This window comes from Streptococcus sanguinis, assembly GCF_019929225.1.
GTDB lineage: Bacteria > Bacillota > Bacilli > Lactobacillales > Streptococcaceae > Streptococcus > Streptococcus sanguinis_J.
Map to the genome: position 1 here is coordinate 29715 of NZ_JAHZPA010000001.1, position 20092 is coordinate 49806.

A 20092-nucleotide genomic window follows, 5' to 3' on the forward strand; every position below is an offset into this window, starting at 1 on the left:
TGGTATAATGGTGAGATAAATGTAAGGTGGTAATTATGGCAAAATTAATTCCTGGTAAGATTCGGACAGAAGGAATTGCCCTGGTTGAAAACAATAAGGTAGTAATCCTTGAGGTCAGTGATTCTCTTTTATATGCTCGTGTGGACGAGTGTAATCTGCGCTATAGCTTGGATGATGATGTCATCTTTTGTTATTGCGACTTTTTCCAGAAGAAAAAATATTGTGCCCATCTGGCGGCCTTGGAATATTATCTGAAAAATGCTCCATCTGGAAAAGATGTGCTAAAGAGTATGGAAGAAGAGGAGTTGACCAGTCAGGAGACCCAAGAGCTGGTTTCTTTTGGAAGCTTGTTCTTGGATAAAGTCTTGCCGGATAAATCCAATCAACAGGTTCGTTATGAGCTTTCGGCTACTGGTCAGGAGGATTCTTATACAGGGCAGTTTCTCTGGAGTCTCCGGATCAGTCGCTTGCCGGACGAGCGCTCTTATGTTGTCCGAGACGTTCTTTCCTTCCTTCGGACCTTGGAAAAGGGCGGACATTATCAGATTGGTAAGAGTTACTATGAGGCTATTCATTTAGAGGATTTTGATGAAGCTAGTCAAGATTTGCTCGTTTTTCTGCAAGGACTAGTGTCTGACTATCAGGGGCAAGATTCTTCTTTGATTTTCCCAAATGCTGGGCGCAATCTTTTCTTCCCGGCTAGTATCTTTGAAGAGGGAGTTATCTTCCTGATGAATCTGTCTTCTTTCCGCTTAGAGTACAGCCTTTATGACTACAGTGAAGTCTTTTTCCAAGATTTACATGAAGAGGCAGAAGTTTATACTTTCCAAGTGGAAGAGTATGAAGAGCATTTTGAGCTAGTCATTGCTGAGAAGAATTATAAGATGCTTTATGATGGCCAGTTTATTTTTTATGGAGATACCTTCTACCAGCTAAATCCTCAGCAGATAAGACTAATTAAGGCTTTACGGGAGTTGCCTATAGAGCATGATCGGTTGAAGCGCCTGCAATTCGACTTGTCAGAGAGAACGAAGCTGGCTTCCAGTTTGTCTGAGTTTAAAAAGGTTGGTCGGGTAGAAGCACCTGAAAGTATGATGATTCATGACTTTATAGCCAAGTTTGACTTTGACATCGGTCCTGATAAGCGTTTGATTTTAGATACTGTCTTTGACTATGGAGACAGGAAGGTGACGACTCGTAAAGATTTGGAACGTCTGCCTTTTGCAGGTAATTTTGAGCATGAGCAGCAGGTATTTAAGCAAATGCTGCAGGCAGGTTTTGTGGCAGACTTTTACAGTCAGAGACCGCCTCTGAAGCCGGAAGAAATTTATCATTTCTTCTCGGAAGTCATTCCCAACTTTGAAGCTTTGGGCCGTGTCAGTATGACAGAAGAGTTAGAGGCGTTGGCACAGACAGAAAGTCCAAGGATCTCCGTCAAGATGAAGGGTGGCCTCTTAGATGTTGGTTTCGATTTTGCTGGCATTGCGCAGTCAGAGATAGATGCAGTGCTTGATTCGCTCTTTAAGGAGCAGGACTTCTTTATCAGTAAGTCTGGGCAAGTCTTGATTTTCGACGAAGAGACCAAGGAGATGAGTCGGACTTTGCAGCAGCTGCAGAGTAAGCGGACTACAAATGGATTCATTCAGACTAGCAGTCTGGCGGCTTATCAACTGGCAGAGTTTTTCAAGGGCAAGGATAGGGTACAGTTTTCAAAAGATGTGCAGCAGTTGGCCTTTGACCTGACTCACCCTGGGGAATTTCCTCTTCCTAAGCTACAAGTCAAGGCTGACCTTCGGGATTACCAAGAGACAGGTGTCAAGTGGCTATCCATGCTGGATAAGTATGGATTCGGTGGCATCTTGGCTGACGATATGGGGCTAGGAAAAACCCTGCAGACGATTTCTTTTCTGAGTTCGCGTATAGATGACTCTAAGAAAGTCTTAATCTTGGCGCCATCCAGCCTGATTTACAACTGGAGCGATGAGTTTGCTAAATTTGCTCCGCATTTGGATGTGGCGGTGGTTTATGGTCTGAAAAATGTTCGTGATGATCTGATCGCAGAGAAGCATCAGATTACGATTACTAGCTATGCTTCTTTCAGGCAGGATGTGGAAGAATACCGAGACAATCACTTCCAGTATTTGATTTTGGATGAGGCTCAGGTGATGAAGAATGACCAGACCAAGATTGCCCAGTATTTGCGGGATTTTGAAGTGGAGCATACCTATGCCCTTTCTGGGACGCCGATTGAAAATAATCTGGGAGAACTTTGGTCTATTTTCCAAATTGTCATGCCAGGACTTTTGCCGAGCAAAAAGGAATTTTTAAAACTGCCGGCTGAGAAAGTCGCTCGCTATATCAAACCATTTGTCATGCGGCGCAAGAAAGAAGATGTGCTGCAGGAATTGCCTGATTTGATTGAAGTTGCCTATCGCAATGAATTGGCGGATAGTCAGAAGACCATTTATCTTGCTCTGCTCAAACAAATGCAGGACAGAATTATCCATGCGACAGAAGATGAAATCAACCGCAGCAAGATAGAGATTCTGTCAGGTCTTATGCGTCTCCGCCAGATCTGTGACACTCCGAAGCTGTTTATGGAAGATTACGAGGGCGAGAGCGGTAAGCTGGAAAGTTTGCGGGAATTACTTGAACAGATACAAGATGGTAATCGTCGTGTCCTCATATTTTCACAATTTCGTGGTATGCTGGATATTATCGAGAGTGAACTGGACAAGATGGGCATGGAGTCCTTTAAGATTACAGGCTCTACTCCGGCCAAGGAGCGTCAGGACATGACAACAGCCTTCAATGACGGCCAGCGTTCAGCCTTTCTAATCTCCCTCAAGGCTGGAGGTGTCGGTCTCAATCTGACTGGTGCAGACACAGTTATCTTGGTCGACCTCTGGTGGAATCCAGCGGTTGAGGCCCAGGCTATCGGCCGTGCCCACCGTATCGGTCAGGAGCGCAATGTCGAAGTCTATCGGATGATTACACGAGGCACGATTGAAGAGAAGATACAGGAGTTGCAGGAGAGCAAGCGCAATCTGGTTTCGACTATTCTCGACGGAGCAGAAGCCAAATCCAGTCTCTCTGTGGAGGAAATTCGAGAAATTCTAGGAATTTCGGCAGAATAGCTTGAAAAATAGCCTGAATAGTTTATAATAATGAAGGGTTGAAAGGAAAAAGATATGACTGATAAACAATTTCCTCTGGTGTCAGATGATGAAATCATGCTGACGGAAATGCCGCATATGAATCTTTATGATGAACTGGATCTCATTAGCAACATTACCGGAGACTATACTGACCGTAATTATTTGGAATGGATGCCGATTGTGGATTCCAGCAGGCATGCTCCCATCGCTGCCAGTCAGGCTATCAGAAGACCGCTGCAAAAGCAGTCTGCTTTCAAAGATTTTAAAAAGCCGATTGATAAGAAAGATCCGGCCATTCGTTATGCTGAGCAGGCACGCGAGGAAGCTCGGGCAGATTTGAAAAAGAAGCGTTCAGCGTCTTATCTGACCAGCGACCTTCCGACTAAGGTCCGCAACAGAAAGCTTCCGACAGCTTCTAATGCGGAAAGACCGAAGCCAACAGCCCCTTTTCAAAAGAATGCATCGGGCGAATTTACGAAGTTTGGCGACAGGCTTCAGCAGGAAAACTATATTTTGGCGGATATTCAGCCTGAGTATAGCCCTCAGCCGCAGGAGCCGGAAGAAAAGCCTAAGAAGAACAATTATGATTTTTTAAAAACCAGTCAGATCTATAATCAGGATAGGGCTAAGGAGGAGCAGCTGAAGCATTCCAAGGCTCAAGAGCTGAATTTGACGGGCTTGGACAGCGATTAAAGCTAGCTAGCTTGAGTCTTTTCTGCCTGCAGTTTTCTGATGTTTATATGGAAATTGCTGTTTAATTATGTAAATGTAAAATTTATCTGCTTATAACATCCATCATCGGTTGAAGAAAACCGATGCTAGAAGCTGGGACTTAATGATTGGTCCGGCTTCTTTGGTGTTTTGGTGGTGCCTAAAAGCTTGTAAAGAAAGAAAATCCCTGCGGGCTGATTAGGGTCTGCGGAGATTTTCCTCTTTTGACTTGCTTTTATGGCCTTGTATCTTAAGGAGTAATCATGACGAAAACCTATCATTTTATCGGGATTAAGGGCTCTGGTATGAGCGCTTTGGCTTTGATGCTGCACCAGATGGGCCATAAGGTTCAGGGCAGTGACGTTGATAAATATTATTTCACTCAGCGCGGTCTGGAGCAGGCTGGCATTTCCATCCTGCCTTTTGATGAAAAGAATATCCAGCCAGACTTCGAAATCATTGCCGGCAATGCCTTTCGTCCAGATAATAATGTAGAAATTGCCTATGCAGACGCAAACGGCATCAGCTATAAACGCTACCATGAGTTTTTAGGTGGCTTCATGCGTGACTTTGTCAGCCTGGGAGTGGCTGGTGCCCACGGGAAGACCTCTACAACGGGTATTCTCTCCCATGTTCTGTCCAATATCACGGATACTAGCTATCTGATTGGGGATGGTACAGGCCGCGGTTCTGCCAATGCCAAGTACTTCGTCTTTGAGTCAGACGAGTACGAGCGTCATTTCATGCCTTATCATCCGGAATATTCAATCATTACCAATATCGACTTTGACCATCCGGATTATTTCACGAGCCTGGAAGATGTCTTTAGCGCTTTCAATGACTATGCCAAGCAGATTACCAAAGGACTCTTCATTTATGGAGAAGATGAGCAGCTGCGCCGGATTACGTCCAAGGCTCCAATTTACTACTATGGCTTCAAGGAAGAGGGCAATGACTTTGTCGCTCACGATCTCTTGCGTTCCACCAGCGGTTCAGGATTTAAAGTTTCTTTCCGTGGGCAAGAGCTGGGTGAGTTCCAAATTCCAAGCTTTGGCCGCCACAACATTATGAATGCGACAGCAGTAATCGGCCTCTTGTACACTGCAGGTCTTGATTTGGATCTAGTTCGGGAACACCTCAAGACTTTTGGCGGAGTTAAACGCCGCTTTACAGAGAAAATTGTCAACGAAACAGTTATCATTGATGACTTTGCTCATCATCCAACGGAAATTATCGCGACTCTGGATGCAGCTCGTCAGAAATATCCAAGCAAGGAAATCGTGGCGATCTTCCAGCCACATACCTTCACTCGGACTATTGCTCTCTTGGACGAATTTGCGGAAGCCCTCAATCAGGCTGACTCAGTCTATTTAGCTCAGATTTACGGTTCTGCGCGTGAGGTGGACAAGGGTGATGTTAAGGTAGAAGATCTGGCTGAAAAGATTGTGAAGCGGGCCAAGGTCATTGACGTGGATAATGTTTCTCCGCTTCTTGACCACGATAATGCCGTTTATGTCTTTATGGGAGCTGGTGACATCCAGACCTATGAATATTCCTTTGAACGTCTCCTGTCCAATCTGACCAGCAACGTTCAGTAGGAGGAGACTTGATGGAAGCACCAATTCGAATCAGGCAGGCCGACTTGAGCGACTGGGAGGAAATTCTTGCAATTGAGCAGCTGAATTTTCCATCAGCAGAAGCAGCCAGTTCAGAAGTTCTCAAAGAGCGGATTGAGCAGATTCCAGATACTTTTTTGCTAGCAGAGCTGCATGGTCAGCTGGCGGGCTATATTGTTGGACCAGCTGTTCAGGCGCGATATTTGACAGATGACCTCTTTAGCAAGGTGGGTGCTAATCCTCCAGAAGGTGGCTTCATTGCCGTCCAAAGTTTGTCCGTCCATCCGGATTTTCAGAGGCAGGGAGTCGGAACCTTGTTGCTTGCAGCTCTCAAGGAGACAGCTGTTCAGCAAAATCGACAGGGCATTAGCCTAACTTGTCATGATGAGCTGATACCTTATTATGAGATGAATGGCTTCGTCCACGAAGGGATTTCTGATTCAACTCATGGTGGAGCCGTCTGGTCTGATATGGTGTGGGAAAATCCCAATTTTAAGGAGAAGTGATGATTATCCGTCAAGCTCAAATGGCTGACTTAGACGCCATTTATGAGATCGAATTGGAAAATTTCAGTCCAGAAGAGGCTGTTAGCCGAGAAAGTCTAGCAGCTCATATCCAAACCCTATCTTCGACTTTTTTGGTGGCGGAAAAGGATGGTAAGATTCTAGGCTATCTGGAGGGACCTGTTCGTCCAGAACGTTATTTAAAGGACATTTCCTTTACAGAGGAGATTGAAGATTATGGTCATCTGGACGGTGGCTTTATCTCTCTGACCAGCCTTTCTATCTCGAAGGAGGCTCAGGGGATGGGGGTCGGTCGCAAGCTATTGGTAGCTATGAAAGAGATTGCTATAGCAGATGAACGCCATGGCATCAATTTGACCTGTCATGATTACCTAATCGCTTACTACGAGAAGCATGCTTTTGTAAATGAAGGTTTGTCACAATCAACTTACGCAGGTGCTACTTGGTTTGATATGGTCTGGGAAAATCCTAGTCTCAAACTGCAAAAAAACCAATAATAAGCTAGAAAATCCTACTCTTATTGCATTTATCTGACTTTTAAGATATAATGTTAGGGATTATGATGAAGGAGGTCAAATTTTTGACTGAAAAATCACAAGACAAAGAGAAGAATCTGAGCTTTAAAGAGCAGATTTTGAAAGACTTAGCTGGAGAAAAGGAAGAACAAACACCCTCTTCAACTAGCCAATCAGAAGCGGACGCTGCTTCTGCAAAAGAAACAGCAGCTACGGAGGACTTTGAAGCTAGACCGGCTTCGGTAGATGTCTCCTACAAGGTTGCAGAGAATGAAAAGGCTCACCCTCAGGTCTATGGCCGAGTGGATGAGGAAGATAAGAAGCCCAATGAGGTTTTATCTCGGGCGAATCGGGCCAACAACACGGTCAAGAAAAAACGTCAAAACACCTTAGCCCGCAGGATTATGACAACGGTTCTGCTGATTGTCCTGCTGGGACTTGTAGTCACAGGAGTTGTCGGCTACACTTATGTATCTTCAGCTCTTAAACCTGTTGATGCAAACGCAACAGAGTATGTGACGGTTGAAGTACCAGAAGGCTCTAGCTCTAAGCAGATTGGAGAAATCCTTGAGAAAAAGGGGCTGATTAAAAATGCCCAAGTTTTTAGTCTGTATTCCAAGATTAAAAGCTTTAACAATTACCAGTCTGGCTATTACAATCTCCAGAAGAGTATGGATCTAGATACCATTGCTCGGCAGCTTCAGGAAGGTGGAACAGATACGCCGCAACCACCAGTTGTTGGCAAGGTTACTATTCCTGAAGGATATACACTGGAGCAGATTGCAGAGGCTGTGACGGTTAATGCAGCTGCAACTTCTAAGAAGACTAGTAAGACACCTTTTAGTAAGGACGATTTCCTAGCTAAGGTGCAGGATGAAGCTTTCATTTCCAAGATGGCGGCTAAATATCCACAGCTGCTGGGCACATTGCCAAGCAAGGACAGTGGAGTCAAATACCGTTTAGAAGGTTACCTCTTCCCTGCCACTTATAACTATGGTGAGGATGCGGATCTGGAAAGCTTGATTGACCAGATGTTGGGCGCTATGAATACCAATCTGTCTTCTTATTACTCTACCATCGAAGCGAAGAACCTAACGGTTAATGAAGTTCTGACACTTGCTTCTCTGGTGGAAAAAGAAGGTTCGACAGATCAGGATCGCAAAGATATTGCCAGCGTATTTTACAATCGTCTCAATCAAGCGATGCCGCTTCAGAGTAATATTGCTATCCTTTATGCTCAAGGCAAGCTAGGAAAGAAAACGACTCTGAAAGAGGACGCTGAGATTGATACCAATATTGACTCGCCTTTCAATGTCTATAAAAAAGAAGGGCTTATGCCTGGGCCAGTTGATAGTCCCAGCCTGTCAGCTCTGGAAGCTACTATTAACCCAAGTAAGACGGACTACCTCTACTTTGTGGCAAATGTTGAAACAGGCGCTGTTTACTTCGCTAATACTTATGAGGAACACGCTAAAAATGTTGAGGAGCACGTCAACAGCAAGCTCACTCAATCCAGCAGCAGTTCTAATTAGACTGCTATCATTGCAGATAAGAGAAAGCTAGTGCATTTAGTTCTAGCTTTCTCAGTCCTGCTATATAAAAAAGGGACTGATACAGACTTGTCTCAGCCTCTTGTTTTAGTTTTTAAATAAAAGAAAATAAAAGAAAAGAGAAAAAATGGCTGAAAAAACTTATCCTATGACCCTAGAGGAAAAGGAAAAACTAGAAAAAGAATTAGAAGAATTGAAATTGGTGCGTCGTCCAGAAGTGGTAGAACGCATCAAGATTGCCCGCTCATACGGCGATTTGTCAGAAAATAGTGAATACGAAGCTGCTAAGGACGAACAGGCTTTTGTGGAAGGTCAGATTTCTAGTCTGGAAACCAAGATCCGCTACGCTGAGATTGTAAACAGTGATGCTGTAGCCAAGGATGAAGTAGCTATCGGCAAAACAGTTACCATCCAAGAAGTAGGCGAAAGCGAAGAGGAAGTTTACATTATTGTTGGTTCTGCTGGTGCAGATGCTTTCGCAGGCAAGGTATCTAATGAAAGCCCGATTGGTCAAGCTTTGATTGGCAAAAAGACAGGTGATACTGCAACAGTCGAAACACCGGTTGGTAGCTACGACGTTAAAATTCTCAAGGTTGAAAAAACCGTTTAATAAATACCAAAAGGAACTGGCTAGATGACTGGTTCTTTTTTCGTTTCTTTTAAGATAGAGAGTATAGGATAGATAAGAAGAGCAGGGGAAAAATAGAGAAAAGACAGATGGTTATGCTATAATGAGAATAAGCTAGAAAAGTAGGAGAACTGTATGCAAGAGCAAGATATTTATGGGAAATACGGCGTCTACCTGCCCAAGATTTTAGAGGATCTTAGTCAGCGTATTCAAGAGGCTAATGATCGAGTCAAGCAGGAAACAGGGCAGAAGCTTTTTGAGCATTTTAATGCACGGATCAAGCAGGCAGCCAGTATGGAAGAGAAATGTCAACGCAAGAATCTGCCTAGGGTGCCAGAGTCTGCCCTGAAAGAAATTCGTGATGCGATTGGGATTCGGATTGTTTGCGGTTTTATTGAGGACATCTATCAGACTATTGAGGTGCTTCGTCAGCTGGAGGGCTGTGAGATTGTTCTGGAAAAGGACTATATCCGAGCTGCCAAGCCTAATGGGTATCGCTCCTATCACTTGATATTAGAGGTGGAGACTCCTTATGAGGACTGTCATGGTCAAAACCCCGGCCGCTATTTTGTAGAAATCCAGCTTCGGACCATTGCTATGGATTCTTGGGCCAGCTTAGAGCATCAGATGAAGTACAAGCATGAGATTAAAGACAGCAAGCGGATTGTCCGCGAGCTGAAACGCTGTGCGGATGAGCTGGCTTCTTGTGATGTGACCATGCAGACCATCCGCAATTTGATTCGAGAAAGTGAGTAAGATGATGAAGATTTTATTAGCTGAAGATGAGCAGCAGCTGTCCCGCGTCTTGGAAACAGCGATGACCCATGAAGGCTATCAGGTTGATACAGCCTTTGATGGGCAAGAAGCTGTGGACTTGGCCAAGGAAAATGCCTATGATTTGATGATTCTGGATATCATGATGCCGGTCAAGACAGGCATTGAAGCATTGAAAGAAATCCGCCAAACCGGCAATACGACCCACGTCATCATGCTGACAGCTATGTCAGAGGTGGATGACAAGGTCACAGGGCTGGATGCCGGTGCAGATGATTATCTGACCAAGCCCTTCTCTCTGAAAGAGCTTCTGGCTCGCCTGCGCTCTATGTCCAGACGGGTAGCGACGTTCACCCCCAATTTGCTGCAGATTGGCCAAACGAGCCTCAATGTCGGAGAGCATGAGCTCATTAGCTCCAATTCTATTCGCTTAGCTGGTAAGGAATCTAAAATGATGGAATTTCTTATGCTTAATGCCCAGAAGAGTCTTTCTACTCAGGAAATCTTCCGTCATGTTTGGGCTAATGACGAGGATGAGGATTTGGACGAAGGCTTCGTCTGGATTTATATTTCCTATTTGCGTCAGAAGCTGAAGGCTATTCATGCTGATCTTGCTATCTTGGGTGAGGAAGGCGGTAGTTTCACTCTGGTGCCGCTGGAAGGAGATAGCTATGTTTCGGAAGCTTAAAATTCGGTTCATTCTGCTGGCTTCGGCGGCTATTGTCTGTATTTTGCTGACCATGATTGCGGTCTTAAACTCCGTTCGCTTTTTGCAGACCAATGGAGAAATCCAAGCTGTTCTCAATATTCTATCTGCCAATAACGGAGATTTTCCCAGCGTAGAAGAAACGGCAGAGAGCTTGCAAAACGACCGTATCACCATTGATACCATCTACCAATACCGCTATTTCAGTGTGGTCTATAAGGAAGACAAAACACTTTACTCCACCAACTTAGACCATCTTTCCAATCTATCTAAGGAGCAGGCGCTTAGCTACGCTAACAAAGTGATTAAGGATAGCCGCAGCAGTGGGGTTTTTAAGGTAGGTAGTCAATTTTATTCCTACCAGATAACGCAGGATTCCAAGACCAAGCGCTATTTACTGGTGGTCTTAGATTCGACCAATTACCTCGAAAGCCGCAATGACTTTTTCTGGCTGTCTATTCAGTTATGCTTCTATAGCTTTATTTTCTTTGTCTTGGTCGTATCTGGATTTTCCAACTTTGCCATCCGTCCCTATATCAAAAACTATGAAAACCAAAAGCGTTTCATCACTAATGCTGGACATGAACTGAAGACGCCATTGGCAATCATCTCAGCCAATACGGAGCTGCAAGAGCTGATGACTGGCGAAAATGAATGGACAGAAAGCACCAAGGACCAGGTCAAGCGCCTCAGTAATCTAATCAATCAAATGGTCGTTCTGGCCCGTCTGGAAGAGCAGCCAGATGTTACCTTGGTAGATGTTAATTTCTCAGAAGTTGTCAAAAAAGTAGCAGGAAACTTCAAGTCTGTCATCGAGAAGGCAGGCAAGAAGTACGAGATCAAGCTGCAGGAAGACATCCATATCAAGGCAACTGAAGATGAACTTTATGAATTGGTTAGCATTCTGATTGACAATGCCTGCAAGTATTGTGACGAAGATGGGCAAATTTTTGTCACTCTGACCAAGGCCAAGCGCGGGAAACGAGCCCGGCTGACGGTAGCTAATAGTTACGCGGACGGCAAAAATGTTGATTACAGCCGTTTCTTTGACCGTTTCTATCGCGAAGACGAATCGCATAATCAGAAGCAGCCTGGCTACGGGATTGGCCTATCCATGGCAGAAAGTCTGGTGCGGATTTTCAAGGGCAGGATTTGGGTTTCATATAAGAAAGGCTTGATTGGCTTCACTGTTTTATTGTGATAGAGTCACCTCGTTCATCAGTTATTGCTTTGTTTGCTGATTTTTTTGTATCGGTTACGCCGATTCTTACTCGAGATTAAAAAATTCTTCTAGTATTAGCTAGAAGAATTTTTCTTTATCTTGACCGTTGCTTACCAGCATTGCGGTTCTTTTTCTTTTTGTTCTTTTGCTCAATAGCCGGCTGAGCTTTTGGAGTAACATCTTTAGCCCGACTCGCTTTTTTCAAGCCTTTAGGAGGATTTTTTTCAAATTCCTCTGCTACCTGTTTTCTCAAGCGAGGTCGGATGATGTAGTTGATGATAAATTGCTGGATGATTTGGATAAATCCACCGACTACCCAGTAGAGAGTGACTGCGGCAGGAGAGAGGAATGAGAAACCAACAATCATGATAGGGCTCATATAAGAAGCCTGTTTCATGCTGTTTCTTTGAGTTTCATCTTCAATACCATGCAGAGAGAGCACCGACTGGATATAGTAGAGGATACCGACAATGGCAGTCAAAGCCCAATCGCTTTTGGCCAGGTCTTTAATCCAGAGGAAGGAACTGCCTGCAACTCCTTGAGTATACTGAGCGGCAAAGAAGAGGGCTGAGAAGAAAGGCATTTGGATAAGCAGAGGCAGACAGCCTATACCGCCAAACATGCTGAGTCCATTTTCTTTTTGAGCAGCCATCAGTTCTTGCTGAGCCTGCATTTTCTCTTCCTGAGTTTCAGCATTTTTGATTCGCTCTTGGATTGGGGCAAAAATCGGCTTAAAGTAGTTCATCTTTTCAGACTGAAGCGTTGCCTTCCATGACTGATAGATTCCCAGCGGCAGAATGATAATCCGCACGATGAGCGTAACGATGATAATCGCCAGACCATAACCCAGACCTGAGTTCTTGGCAAAGAATTGGATACCATCCGCCATAGGCTGACCAATCACGTCCCAGATCAGACCAGAAGGATTACCGGCCTTGTCGCGGCCCACACAGCCGGACAGGAAAAGAAGCGCAGTCAGTCCCATACCGGAGAATAAAAAGCGTTTGAAATGTTTCACGAGTTCATATCCTTTGTTTCTAAAAAATAATACCTATCTATTCTACTGTTTTTTTGCAAAATATACAATAGTTCTGCAGACCTAATTTGAAATTTTAAAGTCAGGATAGGAGTCAAAATTAGCCATGGTCACATCCAAATAGCTGACCTTAGAAAAAGGTGTCGGTCCCTTGCGGATTTCTTGGATAAATTTGGCCATCAGAGCAGGGTCATCAGCCTGAGCCAGAATGCCAACAGTACCGTCATCATTGTTCCAGACCCGGCCGGTAATGCCTCCGATTTCCAGCGCTAGAGAATAAACACCCCAGCGGAATCCGACCCCTTGTACTCGTCCTTGGGCTATCATTTTTACTTTCTGCATGGCATCCTCCTTTAGTGAGCGGACCGAGGGGATTTAAGCCCTCAGTATGAGTGCAAGTCTGCTAAATTGTGGTATAATGTTCTTATGAATATTATAACCTCAAAATCCAATAATGTGGTAAAAAAAGCTAAAAAACTTCATCACAAAAAATACCGCAAGGATTCTTATTTAATCGAGGGCTGGCATTTATTTGAGGAAGCTGTCAGCAGCGGGGCAGAGCTGATTCGGATTTTTGCTTTAGCGGAATACGCAGAGCGATTAGCTGATTTTTCTCAGGTGATTTTTGTCAGTCAGGAGATTTTAGCAGATTTAGCTGATAGTAAGACGCCACAGGGGATTGTCGCGGAAGTGGCTTTTGAAAGGGAAGAAATACCATCGGAGTTAAGTGGACGCTATCTTTTCTTGGAGGACGTTCAGGATCCAGGCAATGTCGGTACCATCATTCGGACCGCGGATGCAGCTGGCTTTGACGGGGTTTTCATCTCTCGTTTGTCAGCAGATATCTATAACTTAAAAACGCTGCGCTCTATGCAGGGGAGTCATTTTCACCTGCCAGTTTATCGGATGGATACAGCTGATTTTATTAGACTGGCTCAGTCTTCCAGTCTGCCAATTCTAGCGTCGACCTTGTCGTCTGCGTCTATTGACTATAGAGAGGTGGGTAGCAAAGAGAGCTTTGCTCTAGTTATGGGCAATGAAGGGCAGGGAATTAGTCCAGAAATGACGGAAGCAGCTGATGTTTTGGTTCATATTTCCATGAAGGGGCAGGCAGAAAGTCTCAATGTTGCTGTCGCTGCTGGTATTTTAATCTTTCATTTAAGCTAAAAATCAGAAAAAGAGATATAATAGTTGGCAAGGGAGGTGATTCTATGCCTTACAAAAAGGACGAGGAATTTATGGCCTATGTTGGGCACTTGATTGAAAAGCCTAGTGTGCAGCGCCTGAAAGAAATTCCCCATCATATTCATTCTAATAGACTTGAACATTCCATCAATGTAAGTTATACTAGTTACAGAATTGCCAAAAAATTTGGCTGGAATGCTCGCAGCACGGCACGTGGTGCCCTGCTTCATGACTTATTCTACTATGACTGGCGTGTGACCAAGTTTAAGAAGAGTCATGCTTGGGTTCATCCGAGGCTGGCAGTTCGCAATGCTCGCAAGATTACTAAGCTCAATAAGGTCGAAGAGGACATTATCGTCAAGCATATGTGGGGCCTGACCTTGGCACCGCCTCGCTACAAAGAGTCATTCGTTGTGACGATGGTGGATAAATATTGGGCCGTCAAAGAAGCGACGGCACCTTGGAGACGCAAGGGCGGTAATCGCAAGCTCTTTCATCGAAAGATGCTGAAACCGTAAATGTTTTATTATAAAAGGAGTAACTATGAATCATTCTATTATTCAAGATCAATCAGATATTAATTCTTTCTATGCAAAGATTTATTCTATCGTTGGTGTCGGTATCGGAATCTCAGCAATCGTATCCCTCTTGATGCTATTTGTCTTTCAAGATGCTATTTATACTATTTTGACAAGATCTGTCTGGATCTATTATGCAGCTATTGCAGTTGAGTTTATCCTTGTGTTGGTAGCATCTGGAACTGCTCGGAGCAATAGCCCAGCGGCGTTGCCTATGTTTTTAGCATATTCAGCCATCAATGGTTTTACCTTAAGTATTATCATGGCGTTGTATCTTCAGTCAGAGGTTCTCTTAGCCTTTCTGACAACGACTGTTATGTTCTTTGCTATGGGGTTCATCGGCAAGGTGATCAAGAAGGATCTTTCTGGAATGGGCAGAGCTTGTATGGCCGGTTTGATTGGTATTATCGCTGCTAGCGTCCTTAATATCTTCTTGAGAAGCAGTGGCTTGGACTTTATCATCAGTATCGTTGGTGTCCTTATTTTCTCAGGACTTATCGCTTGGGACAATCAGAAAATCCGCTATGTCTATGAGCAGACCAATGGCAATCCAGGAAATGGCTGGGCAATTTCTCTGGCTCTGCATCTGTATCTGGACTTCATTAATCTCTTCCTCAGCTTGTTGCGTATTTTTGGAAGAAATAAATAACTAGGTTAAATAAGACTCAAGCATTGGACGTTTGCTCCAGTGCTTTTTGTTTCTCCTATGGATTTATGGTATAATAAATCCAGCAAATAGAAAGCGAGAATAGTATGAAAACTCCTTTTGTCAGTCGTGAAAAGCTAGCTGAGATTACGGCTCAGTTTCCAACCCCTTTCCATCTTTATGATGAGAAAGGAATTCGGGAAAGAGCGCGTGCCCTGCATGAGGCCTTTTCTTGGAATCCAGGTTTTAAAGAGTATTTTGCCGTCAAGGCTACTCCCAATCCTGCTATTTTAAAAATCCTCAAAGAAGAAGGCTGTGGGGTGGACTGTGCCAGCTATGTCGAATTGCTCATGAGTCAAAAGCTGGGCTTTGCTGGACAGGATATTATGTTTTCGTCCAATAACACACCAGCTGAGGAATTTCAGTTTGCGCGTGCCCTTGGAGCGACTATCAATCTGGATGCCTATGAAGATGTTGCTTTTTTGAAGGAGTCAGCGGGTATTCCAAAGATTATTTCCTGCCGTTACAACCCTGGCGGTGTCTTTGAGCTGGGAACCAGCATTATGGATAATCCAGAAGAAGCCAAGTTTGGTATGACCAAGGACCAGCTGATTCAGGCTTTCAAAGAGCTCAAGGAGTTGGGAGCTGAGAAATTTGGGATTCATGCCTTCTTGGCCTCAAATACTGTCAGCAATGACTACTATCCTGAACTGGCCCGTCAGCTTTTTGAGCTGGCTGTAGAAGTGGTGGCTGAGACAGGAGTCGAGCTGGACTTTATCAATCTCTCTGGTGGTGTTGGTATCAATTACCAGCCTGATGGCGAGGAAAATGACATTGCGGTCATCGGTCAGGGAGTTCGTCAGGCCTATGAAGCTATTCTAACTCCGGCTGGCCTAGGACAGGTCAAGATTTATACGGAGTTGGGCCGCTTTATGTTGGCGCCTTATGGCCTGCTGGTCACCAAGGTTACCCATAAGAAACAGACCTACCGAACCTATCTGGGGGTGGACGCCTCTGCGGTCAATCTGCTGCGTCCTGCCATGTACGGTTCTTATCACCACATTACCAATATGGATCGACCTATGGGTGAGACAGAGATTGTGGATGTTGTCGGAAGCCTCTGCGAGAATAACGACAAATTCGCCATTAATCGCCCGCTGCCCGTCAGCCAAATCGGTGATACACTGGTGATTCACGATACGGGTGCTCATGGTTTCTCTATGGGTTATCAGTACAATGCCAAGCTCCGCTCCAGCGAAATTCTCTTGGAACAAGATGGCAATGTTCGCATGATTCGTCGGGCAGAAAAACCAGAAGATTATTTTGCGACACTGTATGGCTTTGATTTTGAAAAATAGAGAAAATTTGATATAATGAAGAGCAATGTAAAAATGGAAATAGAGGAGTTCTTGATATGAATTTAGTTTTAGCAATTTTCTTGATTATGGCAGCATTTGCTGGAGGCGTGATCTTGGGTATGTATCTGCTTCGTCGGCAAGTGGAGAAGGAATTTGCAGAAAATCCGCGTCTGAATGTAGAAGCAGTTCGGACCTTGCTTAGCGCTAGCGGCCAACGGCCAAATGAAGCGAAAGTGCAGCAAGTCTACCGTCAAATTATCAGCCAGCAGAAAGCTGCGCTTGCTAAGAGCAAAAAGAAAAAATAATTTTCTAGAGGCTGGCTTTTAATACCAGTAGAGAAAATCAATAAAAAAATGGGGATTTGGAATCGGCTTCCAGTCCCTTGTTTTAGAAAGAAGACCTTATGGATAATCGACCAATCGGTTTTTTAGACTCAGGAGTGGGCGGTTTGACTGTAGTCCGTGAGCTCATGCGGCAGCTCCCCCACGAAGAGGTCATTTATATCGGAGATTCGGCGCGGGCTCCTTACGGTCCTAGGCCTGCTGAGCAGATTCGCGCTTATACCTGGCAATTGGTCAACTTCCTCCTGACCAAGGATGTTAAGATGATAGTTATTGCCTGCAATACAGCAACTGCTGTTGTCTGGGAAGAAGTGAAGGAAAAGCTGGATATCCCAGTACTGGGCGTGATTCTGCCGGGGGCTAGTGCAGCTATTAAGTCAACTGCCAGCGGCCGCATCGGTGTTATTGGAACACCAATGACCGTTTCCTCTGATATCTATCGTCAGAAGATTGAAGCGCTCTCGCCGGAGATGCAGGTGGAAAGTTTGGCCTGCCCTAAGTTTGTGCCTTTGGTAGAGTCCAATGAACTTCATTCCAGTCTTACCAAAAAAGTGGTCTATGAAACTCTGCAGCCTTTGGCTGGTCGGGTAGATACCCTTGTCTTGGGCTGTACCCACTATCCCTTGCTCCGGCCTATCATTCAAAACAGGATGGGACCGGATGTGAAGCTGATTGACAGCGGGGCAGAGTGCGTACGGGATATTTCTGTCCTGCTCAATTACTTTGAAATCAACCGCAGTCGGGAAAAACAGGAGCTCAATCACCAATTTTACACAACTGCCAATGCCAAAAGCTTTTCGGAGATTGCAGAAAGCTGGCTGGGCCTGAAAGTGAATGTGGAGCATGTAAGCTTATGACAAATAAAATTTATGAATACATTGACGAGAACAATTGGTATATAGGAGAATGGACCCGCTTTCGCAAGGCCGGCTATCATTTCAACGACATCCCATACAGGCTCTTGGAGCATATAGATGCAGAGTTGAGTGAGCTGATTGAGCGGGATTTGGATGAAGAATACAACGCCTTTACCACAGTTGTGGTCAAATACGGCTCGCCCATGTCCTATATCCAGTTTGTCCTCAATATGATGAACGACCGCCAGAAGCGGGATTTTAAGGCGACCAGTCATAAGGGGGCTATTCTGATTACAGAAAAGGACTTGCTGCGCAAGGTTTTCTTCCTGTCTAAGGATGGAGTTAAGATGACCGACTTTTTTGGTCAGGGGCAGGAGTCAGAGATGGCTGTCGGAGATACCATCTTGATTGCGACTCGCAACGAAGGAAAGACAGCAGAGTTTCGCAAACTCTTTGAGAAGCTGGGCTATAAGGTTAAGAATCTCAATGATTATCCTGACTTGCCAGAAGTGCAAGAGACTGGAACTACCTTTGAAGAAAATGCGCGGCTCAAGGCGGAGACAATCAGTAAACTGACCGGTAAAATGGTGCTAGCTGACGACTCGGGTCTGCAGGTCGATGTTTTAGGCGGCTTGCCTGGCGTCTGGTCGGCTCGCTTCGCTGGAGTAGGCGCGACAGATGATGAAAACAACATCAAGCTCCTGCATGAATTGGCTATGGTGTTTGATGTTAAGGATCGCTCAGCCCATTTTCATACGACCTTAGTGGTGGCCAGTCCTGACAGGGAGTCTTTGGTAGTCGAAGCGGATTGGCCGGGCTACATTGCCCATGAGCCAAAAGGGGAAAATGGTTTTGGCTATGATCCCTTGTTCTTAGTGGGAGAAACAGGAAAAACGTCTGCCGAGCTGACGATGGAAGAAAAAAATGCGCAATCCCATCGGGCTCAGGCAGTTAAGAAATTAGTGGAGGTATTTCCAGCATGGCAAAGCAAACCATTATAGTCATGAGTGATTCTCATGGCGACCGTGCTATTGTAGAAGAAATTAGGAATCATTATATTGGAAAGGTAGATGCGATTTTCCATAACGGAGACTCTGAGCTTCCTTCTGATGATGAGGTATGGCAAGGGATTCAGGTTGTGGCAGGCAATATGGACTTTTACGACGGCTATCCAGAACGCTTGGTGACGGATTTGGTGGGAACCATTATTGCCCAGACCCACGGACATCTCTTCCATATCAACTTTTCTTTTCAAAAGCTGGATTTGTGGGCGCAAGAGGTTAATGCAGATATCTGCCTTTACGGCCACCTGCATATCCCAGATGCTCGAATGGAGGGCAAAACGCTCTTTCTGAATCCGGGCTCCATCAGCCAGCCGCGAGGCCTAATCAACGAACGTCTCTACGCTAAGGTAGAGATTGATGATGACCGCTTTAAAGTTGATTACTATACGCGAAATCATGAACCTTATCCAAGCTTGTCCAAGGAGTTTAGCCGATGATTGCTAAGGAATTCGAAGACTATCTGCTGCAACATGAAGAGACTTTTTTGACGCCTGGGGAAAATCTGGCGGTTATGATTGATACCCATAATGTGGATCATGCTATCCTACTATTGAGCCAGATGACGTACTCACGTGTACCAGTCGTGACAGCAGATAAAAAGTTTGTTGGCACGATTTCCCTGACAGACATCATGTCCTATCGCATGCGCCATGATTTGCCAGAAGAGGAATTCATGATGACAGACATCGTCCACATGACCAAAATGGACGACTTGACAGTTGGGCCAGATTATACTGTATCAGATGTGCTTCATAAGTTGGTCGACGAGTCATTCCTGCCGGTTGTGGGCGAGGATCAGCATTTTTACGGAATTATTACTAGAAAGTCCATTTTGAAAGCTGTCAATTCCTTGTTGCACGGCTTTAGCAAAAAGTACGAAATTCGCAAAAAATGAAAGAATACATTAGACCGTTTTTAAATCAAAAAGACATCTCAGAAAATTCTAAAATTGCCTATTCTTATGATTTGGAGCAGTTTGTCGAGGAAGTACATGGCCGGATTACCGAGACCAATCTGCGGATTTATCAGGCCTCTATCAAGGATTTTAAGGCAGCTGTTCAGAAGCGGAAGCTCTCAGCAGTCAATCAATTTCTCTACTTCCTTTATCAGCAGCAGCTCATTGAGGAGTTTCACCGCTTGGTTCTGCCCAAGGTTTCCGTATCGAAGGAGCAGGAAAATGAACTGCTGGACCTGTCTGCTTTTTGGCAGGAATCAAGCGTTCCCAGAGGGCGGCTGATGGCTCTTCTTATCTTGGAAATGGGCTTGCTGCCCAGCGAGATTCTGCAGGTCAGAGTGGCAGATGTCAATCTTGACTTTCAGGTTTTGAAGATTGAAAAGGCCGGTCAGAAGCGTGTCATCAAGATTCCTGAAAGCCTGACGGGTGAGCTGGAAGACTATCTGACGGGGACATATTTATTTGAGAAAAACGGCAAATCCTATTCTCGTCAGTGGGGTTTCCGTCAGCTAGAGGCCTTCTTGATTGAGCAGGGACAAACCAGTCTATCTGCCCAAAGCCTGCGTGAGCAGTTTATTTTGCGCCAGCGGGAGAAGGGGATTGGTCTCTATGATATTGCCCAGGATTTGGGCTTGAAAACCATGATTACACTAGAAAAATACAGATAA

22 protein-coding genes are annotated in these 20092 nt (G+C 44.8%); 20 read left to right on the forward strand and 2 right to left on the reverse strand.

The window, feature by feature from the left end:
• Nucleotides 1-35 precede the first annotated feature (35 nt).
• From K1I80_RS00155 to K1I80_RS00200, 10 genes are all read left to right on the forward strand, one after another.
• Nucleotides 36-3137: a DEAD/DEAH box helicase gene (locus tag K1I80_RS00155; RefSeq protein WP_223313425.1), complete on the forward strand. Its 3102-nt coding sequence runs from the start codon at nt 36-38 to the stop codon at nt 3135-3137.
• A 54-nt stretch (nt 3138-3191) separates the two neighbouring features.
• Nucleotides 3192-3851, forward strand: coding sequence for a cystathionine gamma-synthase (locus tag K1I80_RS00160; protein ID WP_223313424.1), 660 nt, complete (start codon nt 3192-3194; stop codon nt 3849-3851).
• 281 nt (nt 3852-4132) lie between these two features.
• A complete protein-coding gene (gene murC, locus K1I80_RS00165) occupies nt 4133-5467 on the forward strand; it encodes a UDP-N-acetylmuramate--L-alanine ligase (RefSeq protein WP_223312398.1) in 1335 nt (444 codons plus the stop codon).
• Nucleotides 5468-5478: 11 nt separating this feature from the next.
• Nucleotides 5479-5991 carry a GNAT family N-acetyltransferase gene (locus K1I80_RS00170; protein ID WP_223312397.1) on the forward strand — a complete coding sequence of 171 codons (513 nt, stop codon included), beginning with the start codon at nt 5479-5481 and terminating at the stop codon, nt 5989-5991.
• Nucleotides 5991-6506, forward strand: coding sequence for a GNAT family N-acetyltransferase (locus K1I80_RS00175; protein ID WP_223313423.1), 516 nt, complete (start codon nt 5991-5993; stop codon nt 6504-6506). The genes K1I80_RS00170 and K1I80_RS00175 overlap by 1 nt, the downstream gene beginning before the upstream one ends.
• A 50-nt stretch (nt 6507-6556) precedes the next feature.
• Nucleotides 6557-8056: an endolytic transglycosylase MltG gene (gene mltG / locus K1I80_RS00180; RefSeq protein WP_223313422.1), complete on the forward strand. Its 1500-nt coding sequence runs from the start codon at nt 6557-6559 to the stop codon at nt 8054-8056.
• A gap of 145 nt (nt 8057-8201) precedes the next feature.
• Nucleotides 8202-8684, forward strand: a complete 483-nt coding sequence (gene greA, locus K1I80_RS00185; protein ID WP_002894584.1) for a transcription elongation factor GreA — start codon at nt 8202-8204, stop codon at nt 8682-8684.
• 153 nt (nt 8685-8837) lie between these two features.
• Nucleotides 8838-9458: a GTP pyrophosphokinase gene (locus tag K1I80_RS00190; RefSeq protein WP_002931409.1), complete on the forward strand. Its 621-nt coding sequence runs from the start codon at nt 8838-8840 to the stop codon at nt 9456-9458.
• 4 nt (nt 9459-9462) lie between these two features.
• Nucleotides 9463-10164, forward strand: a complete 702-nt coding sequence (locus tag K1I80_RS00195) for a response regulator transcription factor (protein WP_032913455.1) — start codon at nt 9463-9465, stop codon at nt 10162-10164.
• Nucleotides 10148-11383, forward strand: coding sequence for a sensor histidine kinase (locus K1I80_RS00200; RefSeq protein WP_223312394.1), 1236 nt, complete (start codon nt 10148-10150; stop codon nt 11381-11383). Before K1I80_RS00195 ends, K1I80_RS00200 begins: the two co-directional genes overlap by 17 nt.
• A 115-nt stretch (nt 11384-11498) precedes the next feature.
• On the opposite strand, the gene yidC is transcribed toward K1I80_RS00200, so the two are convergent.
• Both yidC and K1I80_RS00210 read right to left on the reverse strand, forming a co-directional pair.
• Nucleotides 11499-12422 carry a membrane protein insertase YidC gene (yidC, locus tag K1I80_RS00205; RefSeq protein WP_223312393.1) on the reverse strand — a complete coding sequence of 308 codons (924 nt, stop codon included), beginning with the start codon at nt 12420-12422 and terminating at the stop codon, nt 11499-11501.
• 81 nt (nt 12423-12503) lie between these two features.
• Nucleotides 12504-12782 (reverse strand): acylphosphatase, encoded by a 279-nt coding sequence (locus K1I80_RS00210; RefSeq protein WP_002897016.1) that lies wholly within the window; start codon nt 12780-12782, stop codon nt 12504-12506.
• 84 nt (nt 12783-12866) lie between these two features.
• Here K1I80_RS00210 and K1I80_RS00215 point away from each other — a divergent pair, with 84 nt between their 5' ends.
• The 10 genes from K1I80_RS00215 (at nt 12867) to xerD (ending at nt 20092) form a co-directional block, all read left to right on the forward strand.
• Nucleotides 12867-13607 (forward strand): TrmH family RNA methyltransferase, encoded by a 741-nt coding sequence (locus K1I80_RS00215; RefSeq protein WP_223313421.1) that lies wholly within the window; start codon nt 12867-12869, stop codon nt 13605-13607.
• A gap of 44 nt (nt 13608-13651) precedes the next feature.
• Nucleotides 13652-14143 (forward strand): HD domain-containing protein, encoded by a 492-nt coding sequence (locus K1I80_RS00220; RefSeq protein ID WP_049553184.1) that lies wholly within the window; start codon nt 13652-13654, stop codon nt 14141-14143.
• Between the two features lie 25 nt (nt 14144-14168).
• The gene (locus K1I80_RS00225; protein WP_223312391.1) at nt 14169-14852 is read left to right on the forward strand and encodes a Bax inhibitor-1/YccA family protein; all 684 of its coding nucleotides are present in this window, start codon (nt 14169-14171) and stop codon (nt 14850-14852) included.
• A gap of 104 nt (nt 14853-14956) precedes the next feature.
• Nucleotides 14957-16207, forward strand: coding sequence for a diaminopimelate decarboxylase (locus K1I80_RS00230; RefSeq protein ID WP_223312390.1), 1251 nt, complete (start codon nt 14957-14959; stop codon nt 16205-16207).
• Between the two features lie 56 nt (nt 16208-16263).
• Nucleotides 16264-16512, forward strand: a complete 249-nt coding sequence (locus tag K1I80_RS00235) for a YneF family protein (protein WP_002894600.1) — start codon at nt 16264-16266, stop codon at nt 16510-16512.
• Between the two features lie 98 nt (nt 16513-16610).
• Nucleotides 16611-17405: a glutamate racemase gene (gene racE / locus K1I80_RS00240; protein ID WP_002897022.1), complete on the forward strand. Its 795-nt coding sequence runs from the start codon at nt 16611-16613 to the stop codon at nt 17403-17405.
• Nucleotides 17402-18406 carry a nucleoside-triphosphate diphosphatase gene (locus tag K1I80_RS00245; RefSeq protein WP_223313420.1) on the forward strand — a complete coding sequence of 335 codons (1005 nt, stop codon included), beginning with the start codon at nt 17402-17404 and terminating at the stop codon, nt 18404-18406. Before racE ends, K1I80_RS00245 begins: the two co-directional genes overlap by 4 nt.
• Nucleotides 18385-18906 (forward strand): metallophosphoesterase, encoded by a 522-nt coding sequence (locus K1I80_RS00250; RefSeq protein ID WP_223313419.1) that lies wholly within the window; start codon nt 18385-18387, stop codon nt 18904-18906. The genes K1I80_RS00245 and K1I80_RS00250 overlap by 22 nt, the downstream gene beginning before the upstream one ends.
• Entirely contained in the window at nt 18903-19364 is a 462-nt protein-coding gene (gene cbpB / locus K1I80_RS00255; RefSeq protein ID WP_002897025.1) for a cyclic-di-AMP-binding protein CbpB, read from the forward strand. Before K1I80_RS00250 ends, cbpB begins: the two co-directional genes overlap by 4 nt.
• On the forward strand, nt 19361-20092 hold the full coding sequence (gene xerD, locus K1I80_RS00260; protein WP_223313418.1) for a site-specific tyrosine recombinase XerD: 732 nt from the start codon (nt 19361-19363) through the stop codon (nt 20090-20092). The genes cbpB and xerD overlap by 4 nt, the downstream gene beginning before the upstream one ends.

Bases quoted from the DNA above. Each gene is read 5' to 3' on its own strand.
- K1I80_RS00155 (WP_223313425.1), top strand. From the start codon at position 36: ATGGCAAAATTAATTCCTGGTAAGATTCGGACAGAAGGAATTGCCCTG.
- K1I80_RS00250 (WP_223313419.1), top strand. From the start codon at position 18,385: ATGGCAAAGCAAACCATTATAGTCATGAGTGATTCTCATGGCGACCGT.
- K1I80_RS00210 (WP_002897016.1), bottom strand. From the start codon at position 12,782: ATGCAGAAAGTAAAAATGATAGCCCAAGGACGAGTACAAGGGGTCGGA.
- racE (WP_002897022.1), top strand. From the start codon at position 16,611: ATGGATAATCGACCAATCGGTTTTTTAGACTCAGGAGTGGGCGGTTTG.
- greA (WP_002894584.1), top strand. From the start codon at position 8,202: ATGGCTGAAAAAACTTATCCTATGACCCTAGAGGAAAAGGAAAAACTA.
- K1I80_RS00175 (WP_223313423.1), top strand. From the start codon at position 5,991: ATGATTATCCGTCAAGCTCAAATGGCTGACTTAGACGCCATTTATGAG.
- mltG (WP_223313422.1), top strand. From the start codon at position 6,557: ATGTTAGGGATTATGATGAAGGAGGTCAAATTTTTGACTGAAAAATCA.
- K1I80_RS00195 (WP_032913455.1), top strand. From the start codon at position 9,463: ATGAAGATTTTATTAGCTGAAGATGAGCAGCAGCTGTCCCGCGTCTTG.
- murC (WP_223312398.1), top strand. From the start codon at position 4,133: ATGACGAAAACCTATCATTTTATCGGGATTAAGGGCTCTGGTATGAGC.
- K1I80_RS00160 (WP_223313424.1), top strand. From the start codon at position 3,192: ATGACTGATAAACAATTTCCTCTGGTGTCAGATGATGAAATCATGCTG.
- K1I80_RS00235 (WP_002894600.1), top strand. From the start codon at position 16,264: ATGAATTTAGTTTTAGCAATTTTCTTGATTATGGCAGCATTTGCTGGA.
- K1I80_RS00245 (WP_223313420.1), top strand. From the start codon at position 17,402: ATGACAAATAAAATTTATGAATACATTGACGAGAACAATTGGTATATA.
- K1I80_RS00170 (WP_223312397.1), top strand. From the start codon at position 5,479: ATGGAAGCACCAATTCGAATCAGGCAGGCCGACTTGAGCGACTGGGAG.
- xerD (WP_223313418.1), top strand. From the start codon at position 19,361: ATGAAAGAATACATTAGACCGTTTTTAAATCAAAAAGACATCTCAGAA.
- K1I80_RS00220 (WP_049553184.1), top strand. From the start codon at position 13,652: ATGCCTTACAAAAAGGACGAGGAATTTATGGCCTATGTTGGGCACTTG.
- K1I80_RS00190 (WP_002931409.1), top strand. From the start codon at position 8,838: ATGCAAGAGCAAGATATTTATGGGAAATACGGCGTCTACCTGCCCAAG.
- K1I80_RS00215 (WP_223313421.1), top strand. From the start codon at position 12,867: ATGAATATTATAACCTCAAAATCCAATAATGTGGTAAAAAAAGCTAAA.
- K1I80_RS00230 (WP_223312390.1), top strand. From the start codon at position 14,957: ATGAAAACTCCTTTTGTCAGTCGTGAAAAGCTAGCTGAGATTACGGCT.
- K1I80_RS00200 (WP_223312394.1), top strand. From the start codon at position 10,148: ATGTTTCGGAAGCTTAAAATTCGGTTCATTCTGCTGGCTTCGGCGGCT.
- K1I80_RS00225 (WP_223312391.1), top strand. From the start codon at position 14,169: ATGAATCATTCTATTATTCAAGATCAATCAGATATTAATTCTTTCTAT.
- cbpB (WP_002897025.1), top strand. From the start codon at position 18,903: ATGATTGCTAAGGAATTCGAAGACTATCTGCTGCAACATGAAGAGACT.